Source organism: Achromobacter colocynthidis (assembly GCF_057334535.1).
On record NZ_JBHFIZ010000006.1, the window covers coordinates 232,340 to 251,065 of the forward strand.

Here is an 18,726-nt window from a genome sequence, read left to right on the forward strand (position 1 = left end):
AATCGCGGCATGCGAGTTCTGGTAATCGAAGACGACACCACCCTGGGCCATGCGCTCCAGGAATTCCTGGCCGACCAGGGTTATGCGGTCGACTGGCTGACCGAAGGCGACCGAGTGCTGGGCGCCTTGGCTGGTCAGCCTTACGACCTCATGCTGCTCGACCTAAATTTGCCCGGCATGAGCGGGCTTGATGTGCTGCGGCAGTTGCGCCAAGACGGCAATCAAGTCCCCGTACTGATCCTTACCGCGCGCGACGGCATCGAAGACCGCGTTGCGGGCCTGGACGCCGGCGCCGACGATTACGTCACCAAACCCTTTGAACTGCCCGAGCTGGCGGCGCGCGTGCGTGCCTTCGGCCGGCGGCGCGCGGGCCAGGCGCAACCCCTGATCGAAGTCGGCCCGCTGGTGTTCGACACGGTCGGCCGCGAAGTACGCGCCAATGGCCAACGCCTGTCCTTGTCGGTGCGCGAGCTCTCCGTGCTGGAAATGCTGATGGCCCGCGTGGGCCGCGTCGTCACCAAGCGCCAGATAGTGAACTCCCTGTCCGCCTGGGATGCCGATTTCAGCGAAAACGCGGTCGAAGTCTACGTCTACCGCCTGCGCAAACGCCTGGAAGGCACCGGCGCCAGCATCCAGACGGTGCGCGGCTTCGGCTACATGCTGGATGTGGAAACGGCCTGACGGGCCTGGCGCCGCCGGCAGGTTCCGGCTGCGCCCTTCCATCCGCCCAAGCGAGGGTATCGCGTCATGACGCACGAACGCACTCCTTCTGCTCCCACGCCCACTCGCCCCTTGCTCCCTTCCCGCTCGCTTGCCCGGCATCTTGTCATTCGCTTGATGCCCCCGATTCTGCTGCTTGTCCTGCTGGACCTGGCGGCCACATGGGTGATCACGCACAAGATCGACATGTCGCTCTGGATGCTCGAAGATTTCTTCTGGCTGATGGTGGTGGGGCAGATTGCGCTGATTGCGTTGTTCACCTGGGTGGTGGTGCAGGGTGTGCGTTCCGGGCTGCGCTCGGTGAACCATCTGTCCGAGGAAATCCGGCAGCGCTCCATTGACGACATGCAGCCCCTGGAAGTGGCCGGCGTGCCGGTCGAGATCGAGCCCCTGGTCACGCACACCAATGACATGCTGCTGCGCCTGGATGCCTCGCTGGCGGCGCAGCGCCGCTTTATCGGCCATGCCGCGCACCAACTGCGCACCCCCTTGTCCGGCCTGAGGCTGGAATCCGAACTGATGCTGGCGCGCCCCTTGCCCGACGATGTCCGAGCGCGCGCCGAACGCATCAAGGCCGTGAGCGACCGCATGATCCGCCTGGGGCAGCAATTGCTGGTGCTGGCGCGCGCCGACCCCAATGCCCGGCCGCAAGACAGCTTTGTGCGCATCGACCTGTGCGAATGGGTGCGGGTGCATGGCGCCGAGTGGTTTCCGCGCGTGCGCGAGGCGCGCTACGAACTGGATCTGGTGGCGCCGGACGCCCCGATCTGGATCGATGCCGACCCCTTGCTGCTGGCCGAGCTGCTCAGCAACCTGATCGACAACGCCTTGCGCTACGGCAACGAAACCGGCCGAATCACGCTGATTGTGGGCGCCAACCCGCCGTCGCTGACGGTCGAGGATGACGGCCCCGGCATTCCGCCCGAGGAACGCGACCGTGTGTTTGAAGCGTTTTACCGTTCGCCCACCGCCACAGCCGGCGGCTCGGGCCTGGGGCTGGCCATCGTGCGCGAGATCGCGCACGCCCATGGCGCCTGGTGGAAGCTGACCAGCCGCCCCGACTTCTCTGGAACACGGCTGTCCGTCGTGTTCCCCGGCCCCCGCAAAGGGGCTCAACTTACTCGTCAAGAACTCCGATCATGAGCCAAGCCTCGGCTGGTGTCCCTTCCCCGACTGGCGCCCATGCGGGCGGCGTGCATGCGCCGTCGTCGCGCGCGGCGCTGATCCTGGGGGCCTTGGGCGTTGTGTATGGCGACATCGGCACCAGCCCGTTGTATACGCTGCGGGCCTGCCTGACCGGCCTGAGCGTGCACACCGACCTGGAGCCCGCGCACTTGCTGGGCGTGCTGTCCATCCTGTTCTGGATGCTGATGCTGGTGGTGTCCCTGAAGTACGTCACGCTGGTGCTGCGCGCCGACAACCGCGGCGAAGGCGGCACGCTGGCGTTGCTGGAATTGGCGGTGCGGGCACGCGAAGGCAAGCTGCGCTGGGTATTGATCGTGCTGGGGATATTCGGCGCGGCGCTGTTCTATGGCGACAGCATGATCACGCCTGCCATTTCGGTGCTGTCCGCGCTGGAAGGCATCGGGATCGTGTCGCATACCCTGGATCGCTGGGTGGTGCCGATCGCGCTGGTGGTGCTGGTGGCCTTGTTCGCGATTCAATCGCATGGCACGGGCTTGATGGGCAAGCTGTTCGGCCCGGTCATGCTGCTGTGGTTCGGCACGCTGGCCGCCTTGGGCGGTTGGCAGATCTGGCAGACCCCGGAAGTGCTGGCGGCCTTGAACCCCATGTGGGGCCTGCGCTTTGTCGTCGAATTTCCGCTGATCAGTTTCGTGCTGCTGGGCGCCGTTGTGCTGGCGCTGACGGGTGCCGAGGCCTTGTACGCCGACATGGGCCACTTCGGTCGGCCCGCCATACGCGGCGCCTGGTTCAGCATGGTGTTGCCGGCCTTGACGCTGTGTTATTTCGGCCAGGGCGCGCTGTTGCTGCGCAACCCGGAGGCCATCCGCAACCCATTCTTTCTGATGGCGCCGGACTGGGGCCTGGTGCCCTTGGTGGCGCTGGCCACCATCGCCACCATCGTGGCGTCGCAAGCCGTGATTTCCGGCGCGTATTCCGTCACGCGCCAAGCGGTCCAACTCGGCTTTTGGCCGCGCATGCAGATCCTGCATACCTCCGCCGTGGAAAAGGGCCAGATCTATCTGCCGCAGGTCAACGCGCTGCTGCTGTGCGCGGTGCTGGTGCTGGTGCTGCTGTTCCGCAATTCCGATAACCTGGCCGCGGCCTATGGGTTCGCGGTAACGGGCACGATGCTGACCACGTCGGTACTGGCTTTCGCCGTGCTGCCGCGCGGTACGACGGGCATCAAGCGCATGGCGTGGTTCGCTGTCCTGGGCTTCTTGCTGCTGTTTGATGTGCTGCTGTTTTCGGCCAACGTGTTCAAGATCCACGAAGGCGGCTGGCTGCCGCTGCTGGTGGCCATTGTGGTGTTCACGCTGATGATGACGTGGCGTCGCGGACGCCGCCTGCTGTCGGATATGCAGCAACGCGACCGCCAGCCGCTGAAGGAATTCATGGAGCAACTGGAGCAATACCCGCCATCGCGCGTGCCGGGCACCGCGATCTTCATGACGATGAATTCGGGCAACGTGCCGCCCGCGCTGCTGCATAACCTGAAGCACAACAAGGTGCTGCACGACCACGTGCTGTTCCTGACGATCCTGGTGGCCGACGTGCCGTACATCTCGCCCGAAGAGCGTTTCGTGGTGAACAAGCTGTCGTCGTCGAGTTGGACGGCAACGGTGAATTACGGCTTCAAGGAAGATCCGGATGTGCCGGAGGCGCTGCGCTTGGTGGCCGAAGCGTATCCCGAGCTGGATCTGGAACCGATGCGCACCTCGTATTTCCTGTCGCGCCAAACGGTCGTGGCCGCACGCAAGCCGGCGCTGTTGCGATGGAGGCGCGCCGTGTTTTCCTTCATGGCCCGGAACTCGACGCGCAGCACGAAGTTCTTCAAGATTCCCGCCAACCGCGTGGTGGAAATGGGCATGCAGGTAGAGCTGTAGCGGGCCGATCAGCTTCAAGCGCGCCGGCTTCGCTGGCGGCGCCGGCGCAATAAAAAAACCCCTCGATGACATGCATCGAGGGGTTTTTTGTTGGCGCTGAAGAATTACTTCTTCTTGGCCGCGTCTTTCAGTTGGGGCAGCGACGTGCCGCTGGACGCCAGCAAACCGGTCTTCACGTAGGTGAAGAGCTTTTCGCGGGTGTCGACGATGTCGAGGTTGCGCATGGTCAGTTGGCCGATGCGGTCGGCCGGCGTGAACGGGGCGTTTTCAACCTTTTCCATCGACAGGCGTTCCGGCGCGTACGTCAGGTTGGCCGATTCGGTGTTCAGCAGCGAATAGTCATTGCCGCGACGCAGTTCGATGGTGACTTCGCCGGTGATGGCGCGGGCAACCCAGCGCTGGGCCGTTTCGCGCAGCATGATGGCTTGCGGATCGAACCAGCGGCCTTGGTACAGCAGGCGGCCCAGCTTGCGGCCGTTTTCGCGGTACTGCTCGATGGTGTCTTCGTTGTGGATGCCGGTGACCAGGCGTTCGTAGGCGATGAACAGCAGCGCCAGGCCCGGGGCCTCGTAGATGCCGCGGCTCTTGGCCTCGATGATGCGGTTTTCGATCTGGTCGCTCATGCCCAGACCGTGACGGCCGCCGATGCGGTTGGCTTCCAGCAGCAGTTCAACCGGGTCGCTGTATTCCACGCCGTTCAGGGCAACCGGCTGGCCTTCCTCGAAGCGAACCGTGACTTCTTCGGCCTTCACGGCGACGTCGTCGCGCCAGAACGCCACGCCCATGATGGGCTTGACGATGCGGATGCCGGAATTCAGTTGTTCCAGGTCCTTGGCTTCGTGGGTGGCGCCCAGCAGGTTGGAATCGGTCGAGTAGGCTTTTTCGGCCGACATCTTGTAGTCGAAGCCGGCTTGGCGCATGTATTCGGACATTTCCGAACGGCCGCCGAGTTCGTCGATGAAGCGCTGGTCGAGCCAGGGCTTGTAGATCTTCAGGTCCGGGTTGGTCAACAGGCCGTAGCGGTAGAAGCGCTCGATGTCGTTGCCCTTGAACGTGCTGCCGTCGCCCCAGATGTTGACGTCGTCTTCCTTCATGGCGGCCACCAGCATCGTGCCGGTGACGGCGCGGCCGATGGGCGTCGTGTTGAAGTAGGTGATGCCGGCCGTCGAGATGTGGAACGCGCCCGCTTGCAGGGCGGCAATGCCTTCAGCCACCAACTGCGCGCGGCAGTCGATCAGGCGGGCATTTTCAGCGCCGTAGGCCAGGGCCTTGCGGGGGATCTCGTCGTAGTCGGACTCGTCAGGCTGACCCAGGTTGGCCGTGTAGGCGTAGGGGATGGCGCCGTTGTTGCGCATCCACAGCAGGGCCGCGCTGGTGTCGAGACCGCCGGAAAAGGCGATGCCGACCTTCTGGCCGGTAGGAAGGTTCGGGAGGATAGTGGTCATTGTTTGAGGTGAGACGCCAACAGGACTTTGACAAAAGGCTTTGACAGCAGCAAGCCGCCAAACAAGAAAGAGTGCGGGCATTTTAACTCTTTTGCCTGGGGCGGCCAGATCCACGCCGGTATTCCCCATTCCGCGGCGCCCCACGCGAGCGCTCAGGCCCCCGGCGCGAACAGCTTGGATAAATCCAGTTGCCGAATCAGTTGGCCGGTGGCCGTCGCCAGGCGGGTGGCGGGCCGGTGGCGGGCGCTGGCCAGCACGAGATTGTTGGTGATGGTGGGTGAGCCGATGTCGCAGAGCGACAAGGCATGTTCGGCGGCCGGGCCGCGCGCGGCCGAGCGCGGAAGAATGGCATAGGCGTCGCCTTGCGCGGCCAGTTCCACGATGGTCTGCACGGCGTCCACCTCGGCGGCCACCTTCAGGCGCACGCCCTGCGCGCGGCACACGCTTTCGACCAGCGTGCGGATGGCGTTGGGCAGGCTGGGCAGCACCAGCGGATAGTCGCCCAACTGCGCCACGGCAACGCGCGCGGGCAGCGGCGGCTGGTGGCCGGCGGCGGCGGCCAGCACCAGGTCTTCGCGGAACAGCGATTCGTAGGCAAGCTGGGGCGAGGGCGCGGGGTCATACAGCAGCGCCAGATCGACCCGCCCGGCCAGCAGCCATTCGCGCACCTGGGCGCTAAGGCCTTCGGCGACCGCGATAGAGGCTTCGGGGAAGCCGCGGCGAAAGGCCTGCACCAGCGGCGGCGTCAGCACGCGGGCGATACGCGGGGGCAAGCCCACCACAACCTTGCCCGTGGGCGTGGCGCGCAGCGTTTGCAGATCTTCCTTGGCGCGTTCGGCCAGGGTCAGCAGGGCGCGCGCATGCTCCAGGAAGCGCAAGCCGGCCTCGGTGGGTTCGGCGCCACGGCCGTTGCGGTAGAGCAGGTGCTGGCCAAGCTCCAGTTCCAGCAGGCGCACCTGGCGGCTCAAGGTGGGCTGGGCGACGTCCAGCATTTCGGCGGCGCGCGAGAAACTGCGCCGTTCCGCCACCCTGACGAAGTATTCGATCTGCTTCAGATCCATGGGATATTTGAATTATCTATATCTGAAATCAAAGATATAGCATTGTTCGGCACGCGGCAATCCGCGACGATGGCGTTTTCCCAGCAGGAACTCACTGTGCCCGATTGCCGTCCTCCGCTTGCGTCTCCGTCCCGTCCTCGCCACACGCTGCCGCCGGGCGCTTGCGACACGCACTGCCATGTGTTCGGGCCGGGCGATGTGTTCCCGTATGCCGAGGGCCGGTCGTACACGCCGCCCGATGCGCCGTACGCGGCCATGGCCGCGCTGCATGCGCACCTGGGCATCGAGCGCGCGGTGGTGGTGCAGGCCAACTGCCACGGCTCGGACCACAGCGCCTTGCTGGATGCGCTGGCGCAAAGCGGCGGGCGCTATCGCGGCGTGGCCTTGCTGGGGGCGGACGCCACGGCGGCCAGCGTCCAGCATCTGCATGATGGCGGCGTGCGCGCCGCGCGCTTCAACTTTGTGCCGCACTTGGGCGGCGCACCGGACCCGGCCGTGTTCGATCACGTGGTCGCCTTGATTGCGCCGCTGGGCTGGCACCTGTGCCTGCACGTGGACGGGGCGATGTTGCCCGACCTGTTGCCGCGCTTGCTGGCGCTGCCGGTGCCGTTTGTCGTGGACCATATGGGGCGCCTGAAGGCGGCCGATGGGCTGGAATCGCCCGCAATGCGGGCCTTGCTTAGCCTGGCTGATGTACCCCAGGCCTGGGTCAAGGTGTCGGGCATTGACCGTATCGCGTCGGGCAAGCGCCCGTTCGCCGAAGGCATCCCGTTTGTGCGCGCGCTGACCCTGGCCATGCCGGACCGCAGCCTGTGGGGCACGGACTGGCCGCATCCCAACGTGTCGGGCGACATGCCCGATGACGGCGAACTGGTGGACACGTTCTTTGAAGCGTGCCCGGATGCCGGACTGCGCCAGCGGGTGCTGGTGGACAACCCGGCAAGACTGTACGGATTCGTGTAGACGGCAGGCGGCTGCGCATCAGCGCGATCGCTTGGCGAGCAGTAAAAATTTCGAGCCATAAAAATTCGATTCAACGAGGAGACACCATGTTCAAGAAAGTGCTTTCAGCCGCCGTGCTGAGTTTCGCCGCCTTTGGCGCGGCGCATGCCGACGGCCCCGTTCGCCTGATCATCGCGTTCCCGCCCGGCGGGCCGGTGGACCTGGTGGGGCGCGTGCTGGCCGAGCAGTTGGGCAAAGAGCTCAAGCAGCAGGTCATCGTCGAAAACAAGGCGGGCGCCAATGGCAACATCGCCGCCGCCTATGTGGCCAAGGCGCCGGGCGATGGGTCGGTGCTGTTCCTGACCAGCGTGGGCGCGGTGGCGATCAGCCCGGCGCTCTACAAAGACATGCCCTACGATCCGGCGCGTGATTTCGCGCCGGTCTCGCGGGTGGTGAACAACGCCACGGTGTTCGTGGTGAACCCGTCCAACCCGGCGACGGACGCGGCCGACTTCGTCAAGCGCTCGCAGGCAGCGTCGCAATCGGTGGCGATCGGCTCGTCGGGCATCGGCAGCATTCCGCACCTGACCTTGGAAATGTTCGAAGACGCCAGCAAGGCCAACGTGCTGCATGTGCCGTACAAGGGCGCCGCGCCCGTCATCAACGACGTGATGGGTAACCAGGTGGCCGGTTTCTTCGGCGACGTGCCGGGCCTGATCGGCCATATCCAGGGCGGCAAGCTGAAGCCGCTGGGCATTGCGGCGCCCACTCGTCATCCGCTGCTGCCGGACGTGAAGACACTGGCCGAGCAAGGCATTGCCGGCGTGGAATCCAACAACTGGTATGGCATCGTGGCGCCCGCGTCCACGCCGACCGCCACCGTCGACAAGCTGAACCAGGCCGTGCGCGCGGCGCTGGGTAATGAAGCGGTGCGCAGCAAGCTGGAAAAATTCGGTGCGCAAGCGGCGCCCAGTTCGCCGCAAGAACTGGCCGACCTGATCGCGTCCGATCGCGCCAAGTGGACCGCGCTGATCCAGCGCAAGAACATCCGTCCGGAGTAAGTATGAGCGCCAGCCGAGTGACGCCCGTTGAACCGGGCACCCGCGCGGAACTGGCCACGCTGGAGGCGCGCATCAGCGCCGCGCGTGGTCGCATATCGCCGCTGTACCAGGTGCTGCTGAACAGCCCCGCCGTGGTGGAAGGCTGGGAAGCCATGCTGACCGCGATCCGCCAGAAGACATCGCTGTCGCCGCGTCTGCGCGAACTGATCATCTTGCGCGTGGCCACCTTGAACAATGCGCCGTACGAGTTTGACGCGCATGTGCCGCATGCCTTGGCGGGCGGCATGCCGCAGGACGTGATCGACGCCTTGCGTGCTAACCCGGCGCCTGGCGACGTGCAGGGGCTGGCGCCCGGCGAGGCCGACGTGCTGGCGCTGACCGACGCCATGACGCGCGACATCGAGGTGCCTGACGCGGTGTTCGCGCCCGTGCGCGCCCGTTACGATGACGCGCAATTGGTCGAACTGGCGGCCACGGTGGGCGCGTACAACATGGTGTCGCGCTTTCTGGTGGCGTTGCGCGTCGGGCATTGAAAGGAGAAAACTGTGCAGGAAATGCTGGAAGGGCAGGAAATGCAGCAAGGGATATTGCTGGTGTCGCTGGGCGAGCGTTTTGACAACGCGCGCGCGGCCGACCTGGCGCAGCGCCTGACGACGGGGCTGGACGGTGTGCGCGTCAATGCGTTCGCCGCGCTGGAAGAAGAAGACACCTACGTGTACCTGCGTGGCGCGGCGGACTCGTTGCCGGAAATCCAGGCGCGGCTGGCCGAGCACTTTCCAGGCGCCCGGGCGCGTGTGTTGCATCAGACTTTGGACTTGGCCGGTGCCTCCGCCGGCCAGGATGCGCCGTGGCACTACATCGTGGAAACCGATGTGCTGCCCGACGCCGAGGCGGACTTGAATGCCTGGTATGACCAGGAACATCTACCCGGTCTGGCGTCGGTGCCGGGCACGGTACGCGCGATGCGCTACGAATGCCACGATGAATCGCCGCGATACCTGGCCTGCTACGACCTGCACACCCGCGAAACCTTCGGCAGCCCGCCGTGGCTGGCCGTGCGCGCCACGGACTGGAGCAGCCGCGTGCGGCCATCGTTTCGCAATACGCGCCGCACGATGTTCAAGAAAATCCTGTGAATGCCAAGCCGGTGGAATGCCGGCAAGGAGACATGATGATGAAGCAACTGCTGACCGGCCTGACGATCACCTGCGCGTTCGCCGCGGTGTCGCCGGCGCTGGCCGATGCGCCCAAGCGCGTCAACGTGCTGGTGGGGAACGGCGCCACCATCGAAGTGCTGGACCAAGGGCAGGGGCCCGCGCTGGTGCTGTTGCCGTCGCGCGGGCGCGGCGCGCAGGATTTCGATGAACTGGCCGAACGTTTCGTGCAGGCGGGCTACCGCGTGCTGCGTCCGCAGCCGCGCGGTATCGGCGGCAGCACCGGGCCCATGTCGGGCATCACGCTGCATGACCTGGCCGATGACCAGGCCGCGGTGATCCGTAACGTGGCGCGCCAGCCGGTGGTGATGGTGGGCCACGCTTTTGGAAATTGGGTGGCGCGTACGACGGGGGTGGATCACCCTGAACTGGTGCGCGGCGTGGTGATCGTGGCGGCCGCGGCCAAGCAGTATCCCAAGGGCTTGAGCGAACACGTGGATCGCAGCGCGGATTTGTCGCTGCCGGATGCCGAGCGCCTGAAATCCATCCAGCATGCGTTTTTTGCGCCGGGTAACGATGCGCGTGTCTGGCTGAATGGCTGGTATCCGCAGGTCAGTGACAGCCAGCGTAAGGCGGGCAAGGCGACGCGCCAGTCTGATTGGTGGTCGGGCGGGGACAAGCCCCTGCTGGATTTGCAGGCTGAACTTGATTTGTTCAAGCCGCCTGCGACCCGGAACGAGATTCGCGATGAATTTGGTGGTCGCGTGTCGGTGGTGGTGATCGGGGGGGCTGGGCACGCGCTGGTGCCGGAGAAGCCGCAAGAGGTGGTGGACGCTATTGCGGGGTGGGAGCGTGGGTTGCGGTGAGGGGGCGGTTATTTGCGCGGGGTGATGGGTTGCGCGCGATCGGGGGTGGCTCTGTGGCCGGTACCGTCGCGCGCTTCACCCATCCTACGGGCCACCGTTGCGCGGGCCACCCGTCCAACGGGCCGGTGCGCGGGTCACCCGTCCAACGGGTTGCCGGTGCGCGGGTCACCGTTCAACGGGTCACCGGCGCGCGGTTCACCCATCCAAGGTGTGAACCGCCGCGCGGGTCACACTTGGCCGAGTAGCAGGAATTCCATCAGTGCTTTTTGTACGTGGAGGCGGTTTTCGGCTTCGTCCCAGACCACGCTTTGCGGGCCGTCGATGACTTCACCGGTGACTTCTTCGCCACGGTGGGCCGGCAGGCAGTGCATGAAGACGGCTTGCTCGTCGGCGGCGGCCATCATTTCGGCGTCCACGCACCAGTCGGCAAACGCCGCGCGGCGCTCTTCGTTTTCGGCTTCGTAGCCCATGCTGGTCCAGACGTCGGTCGTGACCAGGTGCGCGCCCTGGCAGGCCTCCATGGGGTCCTTGAACTGGCGCAGCACCTTGTCCGAAGGCGTGCCGATGCGGGACGCTTCGAGCTCGTAGCCGGCGGGCGTGGACACATGCAGCGTAAAGCCCAGCATCTCGGCGGCGTGCAGCCAGGTGTACGCCATGTTGTTGGCGTCGCCCACCCAGGCCACCGTCTTGCCCGCGATGGGGCCGCGATGTTCGATGTAGGTGAAGATGTCGGCCAGGATCTGGCAGGGGTGGAATTCGTTGGTCAGACCGTTGATGACGGGCACGCGCGAGTGCGACGCGAAGCGCTCGATGCGGGTTTGCTCGAACGTGCGGATCATGACGATGTCGACCATGCGCGAGATAACGCGCGCCGTGTCTTCGATGGGCTCCGAGCGGCCCAGTTGCGAGTCATTCGAGGTCAGGTTGATGACCGACCCGCCCATTTGGTACATGCCGGCTTCGAACGAGACGCGGGTGCGGGTGCTGGCTTTTTCGAACACCATCGCCAGCGTGCGGTCGTGCAGCGGCATGTGGAGTTCGTAGCGCTTGAACTTTTCCTTGATGATGCGAGCGCGGTCCAGCACGTAGGCGATTTCCGCGGGCGAGAAGTCCTTGAACTGAAGAAAATGCCGCAACGGGCCGTTTTGAGTCGTGGGAGGAGTCATGGTGTTGTCGCAGGTCATTGGGCCCGGCCAGGCTCAACGCCAGGTCGGGACAGGGATGATGAATTTTCGGCCAGAAACTGTTGGATGAGCGGGACCAGGGTGGCGACGATCTGGTCCGCCTCTTGCTTGTTCAGGATCAGCGGGGGCAGCAGACGCACCACGCGGTCGCGGGTGACGTTGATGAGCAGGCCCGCTTCCAGGGCGCGCAGCGCCAGCACGCCGCAGGGGCGCGCCAATTCAATACCCAGCATCAGGCCACGGCCACGTACCTCGGTCACGCCGGTGGTGCCCGCCAAGGCGCTGGCAAGCGCGTTCTGCAGATAGCTGCCCACGGTGTGGGCGTTGTCCAGCAGCTTGTCGGATTCCAGCGTGTTCAGCACGGCCAGGCCGGCCGCGCAGACCAGGGGCCCGCCGCCGAACGTGGTGCCGTGGCTGCCCGGCGTGAAGACGCCCGCCGCGGGGCCGGCCGCCAGCATCGCGCCGATGGGCACGCCGCCCGCCAGACCCTTGGCCAGCGTCATGACGTCGGGCTTGATGTCGGCCCATTGGTGCGCGAACCATTTGCCGGTGCGCCCGATGCCGGATTGCACTTCGTCGATCATCAGCAGCCAGCCGCGTTCGGTGCAAAGTTGGCGCAGCGCTTGCAGGTACGTGATGTCGGACGGGCGGATGCCGCCTTCGCCTTGCAGCACTTCAAGCAGCACCGCCGTGGTGCGCTCTTCGGCGTCGCCGGCCGCGCGCACGGCGGCAAGGTCGTTGTAGGGCACCTGGATGAAGCCGGTGGGCAGCGGTTCGAAGCCCTTGCGCGCCTTCTCGCTGCCAGTGGCCGCCAGCGTGGCCAGCGTGCGGCCATGCCAGGACGAATCCATGGTGATGATGTGGGCGTGCTTGTTGCCTTGCTGGTAGGCGTAATAGCGCGCCAGCTTGATGGCGGCTTCGTTCGCTTCCGATCCGCTATTGCAGAACGCGACTTCCCGCATGCCGGACAAGGCCGTCAAGTGGGCGGCCAGCGCCTCTTGCTGCGGAATGTCGTAGATGTTGGACGTGTGGATGACGCGCGCGGCTTGCTCGCTGATGGCGGCCACCAGCTTCGGATGCGCGTGGCCCAGGCAGGAAACGCCAATGCCGGCCAGCGCGTCCAGGTATTTGCGCCCGTTTGCATCCCACAGCCATACGCCCTGGCCGTGCGAAAACGCAACCGGCAGGCGAGCGTAGATATTGGCCAGAGGCGAGGTCATTGCGGATCCTCCTGGGGGATGACCAAAAAGCCGGTCCTTGATTCGATGAATCCCCAGGCGAAAGCGGGGCGGAATCGGCTTTTGGAAGAGAGCAAAGGATCAATCATATACAATTCGCGGCGCAGGGCGCATGTTTGATCACGCCGAAGATCCGGCTTTCGTGAAAGGCGCGCTGTAGTGAAGAACTCATGGCAACTAGCGTCAGACAATTCGTAATTCATGGCGTTACCGAAAGCGGTAGCCGATTCCGCCCCAGCGATTGGGCGGAGCGGCTCGCTGGCGTAATGGCTCAGTTCCGGCCCGCCGGCTGTGCCGGTAACCACCTCACCTATTCGCCTTATGTGCTGCCCGTCGTTATCGACGGCGTGCGCGGAATCGTGGTCGACTTGCGTTTGCGCGACCTGGAACCGCTGGCGTACAAGTTCGTGGTGGATTTCGCTCGCGACAACAACCTCAAGACGGAAGAACGCGAAATCTAAGTCCCGGAACGAAAAAGCGCCCCAACCGGGCGCTTTTCTCATTCGTGGGGAAAGTGGCTCGCCCATCGGGCGGGCTTGAGGCTACGCCGCGCGCGTGCGCATCACGTGCCGTAGCGATCCAGAATCTTGCGGATATCGCGCACGCCCGTTCCGTCGGTGCTCAGCAGCGCCCGCGCGGTGACGGATTCCAGATGGTGTTCAAGCAGATGCAGCACGTGCTTTTCGTCACGCGCGCGCAGGCCTTCCACAATTTCCATATGTTCGCTGACCGCGCATTCGCTGGAATGCGGCCGTCCGTAAAGCGCCAGGATCAGCGAGCAGCGCGACACAATTTCGTTCACGTAGCGGGCATAGACCGCGTTGCCCGATAGTTCGGCCATCAAGATGTGGAATTCGCCCGACAGCCGGATGGATTCGTTCGTGCTGTTGCGTTTGCGGGCCGCTTCCTCTTCTTCCACATGCCGTGCCAGGCGTGTCAGCCCGGCTTCGGTGATGTGTTGCAACAGCCGCCGGGCGACGTCGCGTTCCAGGCAGCGGCGCGCTTCGAAGATGTCGTGCGCTTCTTCCAGGCTGGGGCGCGCCACCGCCGCGCCGCGATTGGGGCGCAGGTCTACCAAGCCTTCACTGAACAAGCGCGTCAACACACTGCGGACGATGGTGCGGCTGACGCCGAAGCGTTCACCGATGATGTCTTCCGGCAGCTTGTCGCCGGGCAGCAGGGCCTGCTCGATGATGGCGCGGCGCAAATTTATGTATACGATTTCGCTGCGATTTACGTCTTTCTTTGGGGGCTCGTTGGCCGATGGCGCGAGAGGTTTCATCTTCTTCCTTGGCTCCTGGACCTGCGCGTATTTTTGTAATGCATAGGGGCCACGGAACCCGCGGCACCGCGCTGCGCGGGGCGTAAGCAAGCATAGTACAACGCCGCTAAGGGTTAGCGATAGCTTGAAGCCTGGCCTCAGGCGCGTACATTGTCGGCATAAATCGTATACAAACATTTATACAAAATCTCCAACTACTCAGTTAGTTGTTGACCTGTTTCGTATACAAACTTGCCGAGGTTTGTTTCATGTCAGCCATGCCCGACGCCGTGTCCCCGGACCGGCCCGCCTTCACGCCGTACCGCCTGCTGGTGGTCAACGGCAACACTACGTCCAGCCTGACGGACCGCCTTGCCGCGCAAGCGCACAGCTTTCTTGGCGGCGCAGCGCACATACACGCCGTCACCGCCGTGTTCGGGCCGCCCTATATCGCCAGCCGGGTCGAGGCCGCGGTGGCCGCCCATGCGGTGCTGGAAACCGTGGAGCGCGAAGTGGCCCTGGTCGACGCGCCCTTTGACGCCTGCCTGCTGGCCTGTTTTGGCGAACCCGGTATCGGCGCGGTGCGCGAATGCCTGACCGTGCCCGTCGTCGGCATGGCCGAAGCGTCCATCATGGCCGCCATGCAGCGGGGCGACCGCTACGCCATCGTCACGGTCGGCCAGCGCTGGCCGGGCATGCTGCGCGAACAGATCCGCCAGCTCGGGCTGGAAGCCCGCTGCGCCGCCATCATCGCCTTGCCCGGCAATGCGCTGGACTACGTGTCGCAAACGCCGGAGTCGGCCGCCCAGGTCAGCCTGGCGCTGGATGCCGCCGTGGCGCAAGGCGCCGACGTCATCATCGTGGCGGGCGCCGCGCTGGCGGGTTATCTGCCGGTGCTGACGCGCCGGCCCGCCGTGCCGGTCATCGATTCCTACCGCGCCGCGCTGGCGCAGGTGCTGGCCCTGGCATCGCTGGATCGGGTGCAACGCCAGTGCGCGTGGACCTGATCCGCTTTCCTGGCACAGCCGCCATCCCCATGGCGCCAGGCCAGGCCGGGGTGCAGCCGCAGACCGCAAGCCGCAAACCACACATCACAAACCACAGATCAATAGACAAGGGAGAGTTGCAGCCATGAAGACGTTGCTTAAATGGACCGCCGGCGCCGTGATCGCGCTGTCGGCAATTACCGGGGCTTCGGCCGCCAACACGCTGAAGTGGGGCGCCGCGCGCGACCTGGATTCGCTGGACCCGTATTCCTACGGCAGCACCTTCAATCTGGCGTTTCTGAACCATGTGTACGAAGCGCTGATCCGCTACGACGACAAGTTCAACATCACCCCGGCGCTGGCCGAATCCTGGGAAGCCACGTCGCCCACCGTGTTGCGCTTCAAGCTGCGCCAGGGCGTGAAGTTCCACAACGGCGCGTCGTTCACGGCGGACGACGTCGTGGCCTCGATGACCCGCGTGTCCGACGATGCCTCGCCGCTGAAGGGCAACCTGCCGGCCTTCAAGGCCGTGAAGAAGGTGGATGACTACACCGTCGACATCGAAATGACGCATCCGTATCCGCTGATGCTGAACGACCTGACCAACATCTTCATCTTCAACCGCCAGTGGCTGGTGGACAACAACAGCACCAAGCCGACCGACGCCGCCAAGAACATCGAAGGCTACGCCACGCACCACGCCAATGGCACCGGCCCCTTCAAGGTGGAGTCGTACCGGCCCGACACGCGCACCGTGCTGGTCGTGAACAAAGACTGGTGGGATAAGCCCCGTCACAACCTGGACCGCATTGAATTCACGCCCATCGCGTCCGCGCCGACGCGTGTGGCGGCGCTGCTGTCGGGCGATATCAACTTCACCGAAAACGCGCCCTTGCAGGATCTGGACCGCCTGCGCGCCGCGTCCAACGTGAAGGTGTTGGCGGCCACCGAACTGCGCACGCTGTACTTCGGCTTCAACCTGGGCGACAAGCTCGTCGGGTCGAACATCACCGACAAGAACCCGCTGAAAGATGTGCGCGTACGCCAGGCCCTGTACATGGCCCTGTCGCCCGACCTGCTGCAAAAGCGCGTGATGCGCGGCCTGTCGCGCACCACGGGCGCGCTGGTGGCGCCGTCCATACCCGGCTACGAGGCCAAGCAGGAAACGCGCTTGCCGTTTGACGCGGCCAAGGCGAAGGCGCTGCTGGCCGAAGCGGGCTATCCCAACGGCTTTACGTTGTCGCTGCTGTGTTCCAACGACATGTTCGTGAACGAGGAAGAGCTGTGCCAGGCGGCGGCGTCGATGTGGGCGCGGATCGGCGTGAAGGCCTCGCTGGCCAGCGGCCCCCGTTCGTTGCAGAACCCCAAGCGCTCGCGCGGCGAGTTCGACATCACCATCCACGGCTGGGCCAACGAGCCGCAGATCGATGCGCTGTCGATCTTGCTGCAAGTGATGCATAGCCGCACCGGCCCTGCCGGCGTCTTCAACTGGGGCCAGTGGGGCGATGCCGCGCTGGACGCCAAGATTGACGCGGCCGCGGCCGAGATGGACCGCGCCAAGCGCATCCAGATGATGGCCGAGGCCTTGCAGACCCTGCATGACGATGTGCGCTTCCTGCCGCTGCACCAGCAGCCCATGGCCTGGGCCGTGGGCGACAAGGTGGGCGACGTGCTGCAAATGCCGGACAACAAGGCGCGTCTGTGGACCGTGCGCATGCAGTAGCGCGCGTTCAGGGGGAACGCTGCGCTCCGCGATGGGCGTGGCGTTTCAAAGTCCGACATCAGGTCTGAAGGAGGCCGCACATGCTGGCATTCATTGTTAGACGGGTCTTCAACGCGGCTGGCGTGATGCTGGCGGTGGCGTTGCTGGCCTTCGTGATCTTCCGTTTTGTCGGCGACCCCGTCGACATGATGCTCAACGAGCAAGCCTCGCAGACGCAGCGCGACGAACTGCGCGAGCGCCTGGGGCTGAACGCCTCGATGGGCATGCAGTACGTCAACTTCGTCACCAACGCGGTGCAGGGCGAATTCGGTATTTCGTACCGCAACCAGCAAGACGTGTTTGCGCTGGTGGCCGAACGCTTTCCCGCCACGTTCGAGCTGGTGATGATGGCCACGCTGCTGTCGCTTGTGATCGGCGTGCCGCTAGGCGTGCTGACGGCCATCTACCGCAAGTCGCGCCTGGCGCAGGCCTTGCAGTTCGTGTCCATCCTGGGTATTTCGCTGCCCAGCTTCGTGGTGGGCATCATGCTGATCCTGATCTTCTCGGTGCAGTTGGGCTGGCTGCCCGGCTTTGGCCGGGGCGAGACGGTGAAGATCGGCTGGTGGTCCACCGGCTTGTTGACGCCGTCGGGCCGCGCCGCGCTGGTGCTGCCGTCCATCACCCTGGCGCTGTTCCAGATCACGCTGATCATGCGGCTGGTGCGGGCCGAGATGCTGGAAACGCTGCGCACGGAGTTCATCAAGTTCGCCCGCGCCCGTGGGCTGCCCGACCGCGTGGTGCACTTTCGGCTGGCGCTGCGCAACTGCCTGATGCCCGTCATCACGGTCACGGGCATGCAGATCGGCAACCTGATCGCCTTCGCGCTGATCACGGAAACCGTGTTCCAGTGGCCCGGCATGGGGCTGCTGTTCATTCAATCGGTCATGTTCGTGGACATTCCCGTCATGGCCGCCTATCTGGTGATCGTGTCTTTCATCTTCGTGACCCTGAACACGTTGGTGGACATGATGTATGGCGTGGTTGACCCTCGCCTGCGCAGCCAGCACGTCAAAGGAGGCGGCAATGCTCACTAACCCCTTTTCGGGCGGCGCGCAGAGCCGGATGTCCCGCTTCCTGCAAAGCGACTTATGGTGGAGCCTGCGCAACGATTACGTGGCGATGGGCGCGGGCATCGTGCTGCTGGCCGTGGTGTTGCTGGCGGTGTTTGCGCCGTGGATCGCGCCGCAGAACCCCTACGACCTGGCGCAGCTGGACCTGTTGAACGCCGAACTGCCGCCGTTCTGGGTGGAAGGCGCCGACCCGCAATTCCTGCTGGGCACCGATACGCAGGGCCGCGACGTGTGGTCGGCCATTCTGTATGGCTCGCGCATGTCGCTCGCCATCGGGCTGGCCACGGTGGTGCTGTCCTTGGCGATCGGGCTGCTGGTGGGGCTGGCGGCCGGCTATTTCGGCGGCTGGATCGACAACGCGCTGATGCGGGTGGGCGACACGCTGCTCAGCATTCCCACGATTCTTGTCGCCATTCTGGTGACGGCGGTGTTCCGCCAATTGCTGCCGCCCGGCCTGCGCGAAACACTGTCGGCGGTGATCCTCATTTTGGCCATCTCCATGACCAACTGGGTGCAGTACGCCCGCACGGTGCGCGCGTCGGCGTTGGTGGAACGCGGCAAGGAATACGTGCAGGCGGCGCGGCTGATCCGGGTGAGCCCGTTGCGCATCATGCTGACGCACATCCTGCCCAATACGCTGACGCCGGTGATGGTGACGGCCACGCTGAACCTGGGGCTGGCGGTGCTGATCGAGGCCACGCTGAGCTTTCTGGGCGTGGGCATGCCGCCGACCGAACCGTCGCTGGGCACGCTGATCCGCCTGGGCAACCAGTTTCTTTTTTCGGGGCAGTGGTGGGTGGTGGTCTTCCCCGCGCTGTATTTGAGTCTGATCGTGCTGGTGGTGAACCTGCTGGGCGATTGGCTGCGCGATGCGCTCAACCCCCGTCTGCGCTGAAGGCGCATCTTCA

The 18,726-nt window shown here is 64.9% G+C and carries 18 protein-coding genes; 13 read left to right on the forward strand and 5 right to left on the reverse strand.

Annotated elements, in window-relative coordinates:
- The first annotated feature begins 9 nt into the window (after positions 1-9).
- The 3 genes from ACE04A_RS04035 to ACE04A_RS04045 all read left to right on the forward strand — a co-directional run bounded on the left by ACE04A_RS04035 (position 10) and on the right by ACE04A_RS04045 (position 3,788).
- A complete protein-coding gene (locus ACE04A_RS04035; RefSeq protein ID WP_006218435.1) occupies positions 10-681 on the forward strand; it encodes a response regulator transcription factor in 672 nt (223 codons plus the stop codon).
- A gap of 66 nt (positions 682-747) precedes the next feature.
- Positions 748-1,863 carry a sensor histidine kinase gene (locus tag ACE04A_RS04040; RefSeq protein WP_259251588.1) on the forward strand — a complete coding sequence of 372 codons (1,116 nt, stop codon included), beginning with the start codon at positions 748-750 and terminating at the stop codon, positions 1,861-1,863.
- Positions 1,860-3,788, forward strand: coding sequence for a potassium transporter Kup (locus tag ACE04A_RS04045; RefSeq protein WP_259251587.1), 1,929 nt, complete (start codon positions 1,860-1,862; stop codon positions 3,786-3,788). The genes ACE04A_RS04040 and ACE04A_RS04045 overlap by 4 nt, the downstream gene beginning before the upstream one ends.
- A 104-nt stretch (positions 3,789-3,892) precedes the next feature.
- Here ACE04A_RS04045 and argG read toward each other — a convergent pair whose 3' ends face one another.
- Both argG and ACE04A_RS04055 read right to left on the reverse strand, forming a co-directional pair.
- Positions 3,893-5,233: an argininosuccinate synthase gene (argG, locus tag ACE04A_RS04050; RefSeq protein WP_259251586.1), complete on the reverse strand. Its 1,341-nt coding sequence runs from the start codon at positions 5,231-5,233 to the stop codon at positions 3,893-3,895.
- Positions 5,234-5,385: 152 nt separating this feature from the next.
- Complete coding sequence (locus ACE04A_RS04055; protein ID WP_100857034.1) at positions 5,386-6,294, reverse strand: LysR family transcriptional regulator; 909 nt, start codon at positions 6,292-6,294, stop codon at positions 5,386-5,388.
- 96 nt (positions 6,295-6,390) lie between these two features.
- On the opposite strand from ACE04A_RS04055, the gene ACE04A_RS04060 reads away from it, so the two are divergent.
- The 5 genes from ACE04A_RS04060 to ACE04A_RS04080 all read left to right on the forward strand — a co-directional run bounded on the left by ACE04A_RS04060 (position 6,391) and on the right by ACE04A_RS04080 (position 10,317).
- Positions 6,391-7,257, forward strand: a complete 867-nt coding sequence (locus tag ACE04A_RS04060) for an amidohydrolase family protein (RefSeq protein WP_448718444.1) — start codon at positions 6,391-6,393, stop codon at positions 7,255-7,257.
- An 86-nt stretch (positions 7,258-7,343) separates the two neighbouring features.
- The gene (locus tag ACE04A_RS04065) at positions 7,344-8,297 is read left to right on the forward strand and encodes a Bug family tripartite tricarboxylate transporter substrate binding protein (RefSeq protein WP_448718443.1); all 954 of its coding nucleotides are present in this window, start codon (positions 7,344-7,346) and stop codon (positions 8,295-8,297) included.
- A gap of 2 nt (positions 8,298-8,299) precedes the next feature.
- Positions 8,300-8,830 carry a carboxymuconolactone decarboxylase family protein gene (locus tag ACE04A_RS04070; protein WP_391442020.1) on the forward strand — a complete coding sequence of 177 codons (531 nt, stop codon included), beginning with the start codon at positions 8,300-8,302 and terminating at the stop codon, positions 8,828-8,830.
- A 39-nt stretch (positions 8,831-8,869) separates the two neighbouring features.
- Positions 8,870-9,433 (forward strand): hypothetical protein, encoded by a 564-nt coding sequence (locus tag ACE04A_RS04075; RefSeq protein ID WP_448718684.1) that lies wholly within the window; start codon positions 8,870-8,872, stop codon positions 9,431-9,433.
- 32 nt (positions 9,434-9,465) lie between these two features.
- Complete coding sequence (locus ACE04A_RS04080; protein ID WP_448718683.1) at positions 9,466-10,317, forward strand: alpha/beta fold hydrolase; 852 nt, start codon at positions 9,466-9,468, stop codon at positions 10,315-10,317.
- Between the two features lie 227 nt (positions 10,318-10,544).
- On the opposite strand, the gene argF is transcribed toward ACE04A_RS04080, so the two are convergent.
- A complete protein-coding gene (gene argF / locus ACE04A_RS04085; protein WP_448718442.1) occupies positions 10,545-11,483 on the reverse strand; it encodes an ornithine carbamoyltransferase in 939 nt (312 codons plus the stop codon).
- Positions 11,484-11,497: 14 nt separating this feature from the next.
- Positions 11,498-12,721 (reverse strand): aspartate aminotransferase family protein, encoded by a 1,224-nt coding sequence (locus tag ACE04A_RS04090; protein WP_448718441.1) that lies wholly within the window; start codon positions 12,719-12,721, stop codon positions 11,498-11,500.
- Between the two features lie 188 nt (positions 12,722-12,909).
- On the opposite strand from ACE04A_RS04090, the gene ACE04A_RS04095 reads away from it, so the two are divergent.
- The gene (locus ACE04A_RS04095) at positions 12,910-13,200 is read left to right on the forward strand and encodes a DUF3579 domain-containing protein (protein WP_100857029.1); all 291 of its coding nucleotides are present in this window, start codon (positions 12,910-12,912) and stop codon (positions 13,198-13,200) included.
- A gap of 101 nt (positions 13,201-13,301) precedes the next feature.
- Here ACE04A_RS04095 and ACE04A_RS04100 read toward each other — a convergent pair whose 3' ends face one another.
- The gene (locus ACE04A_RS04100; protein WP_100857028.1) at positions 13,302-14,021 is read right to left on the reverse strand and encodes a GntR family transcriptional regulator; all 720 of its coding nucleotides are present in this window, start codon (positions 14,019-14,021) and stop codon (positions 13,302-13,304) included.
- A 248-nt stretch (positions 14,022-14,269) separates the two neighbouring features.
- On the opposite strand from ACE04A_RS04100, the gene ACE04A_RS04105 reads away from it, so the two are divergent.
- From ACE04A_RS04105 to ACE04A_RS04120, 4 genes are all read left to right on the forward strand, one after another.
- The gene (locus tag ACE04A_RS04105; RefSeq protein WP_448718440.1) at positions 14,270-15,007 is read left to right on the forward strand and encodes an aspartate/glutamate racemase family protein; all 738 of its coding nucleotides are present in this window, start codon (positions 14,270-14,272) and stop codon (positions 15,005-15,007) included.
- 124 nt (positions 15,008-15,131) lie between these two features.
- Entirely contained in the window at positions 15,132-16,709 is a 1,578-nt protein-coding gene (locus ACE04A_RS04110) for an ABC transporter substrate-binding protein (RefSeq protein ID WP_100857026.1), read from the forward strand.
- 80 nt (positions 16,710-16,789) lie between these two features.
- Positions 16,790-17,782 (forward strand): ABC transporter permease, encoded by a 993-nt coding sequence (locus ACE04A_RS04115; RefSeq protein ID WP_100857025.1) that lies wholly within the window; start codon positions 16,790-16,792, stop codon positions 17,780-17,782.
- Positions 17,772-18,713 carry an ABC transporter permease gene (locus ACE04A_RS04120; protein WP_259251579.1) on the forward strand — a complete coding sequence of 314 codons (942 nt, stop codon included), beginning with the start codon at positions 17,772-17,774 and terminating at the stop codon, positions 18,711-18,713. Before ACE04A_RS04115 ends, ACE04A_RS04120 begins: the two co-directional genes overlap by 11 nt.
- Positions 18,714-18,726: the final 13 nt, after the last annotated feature.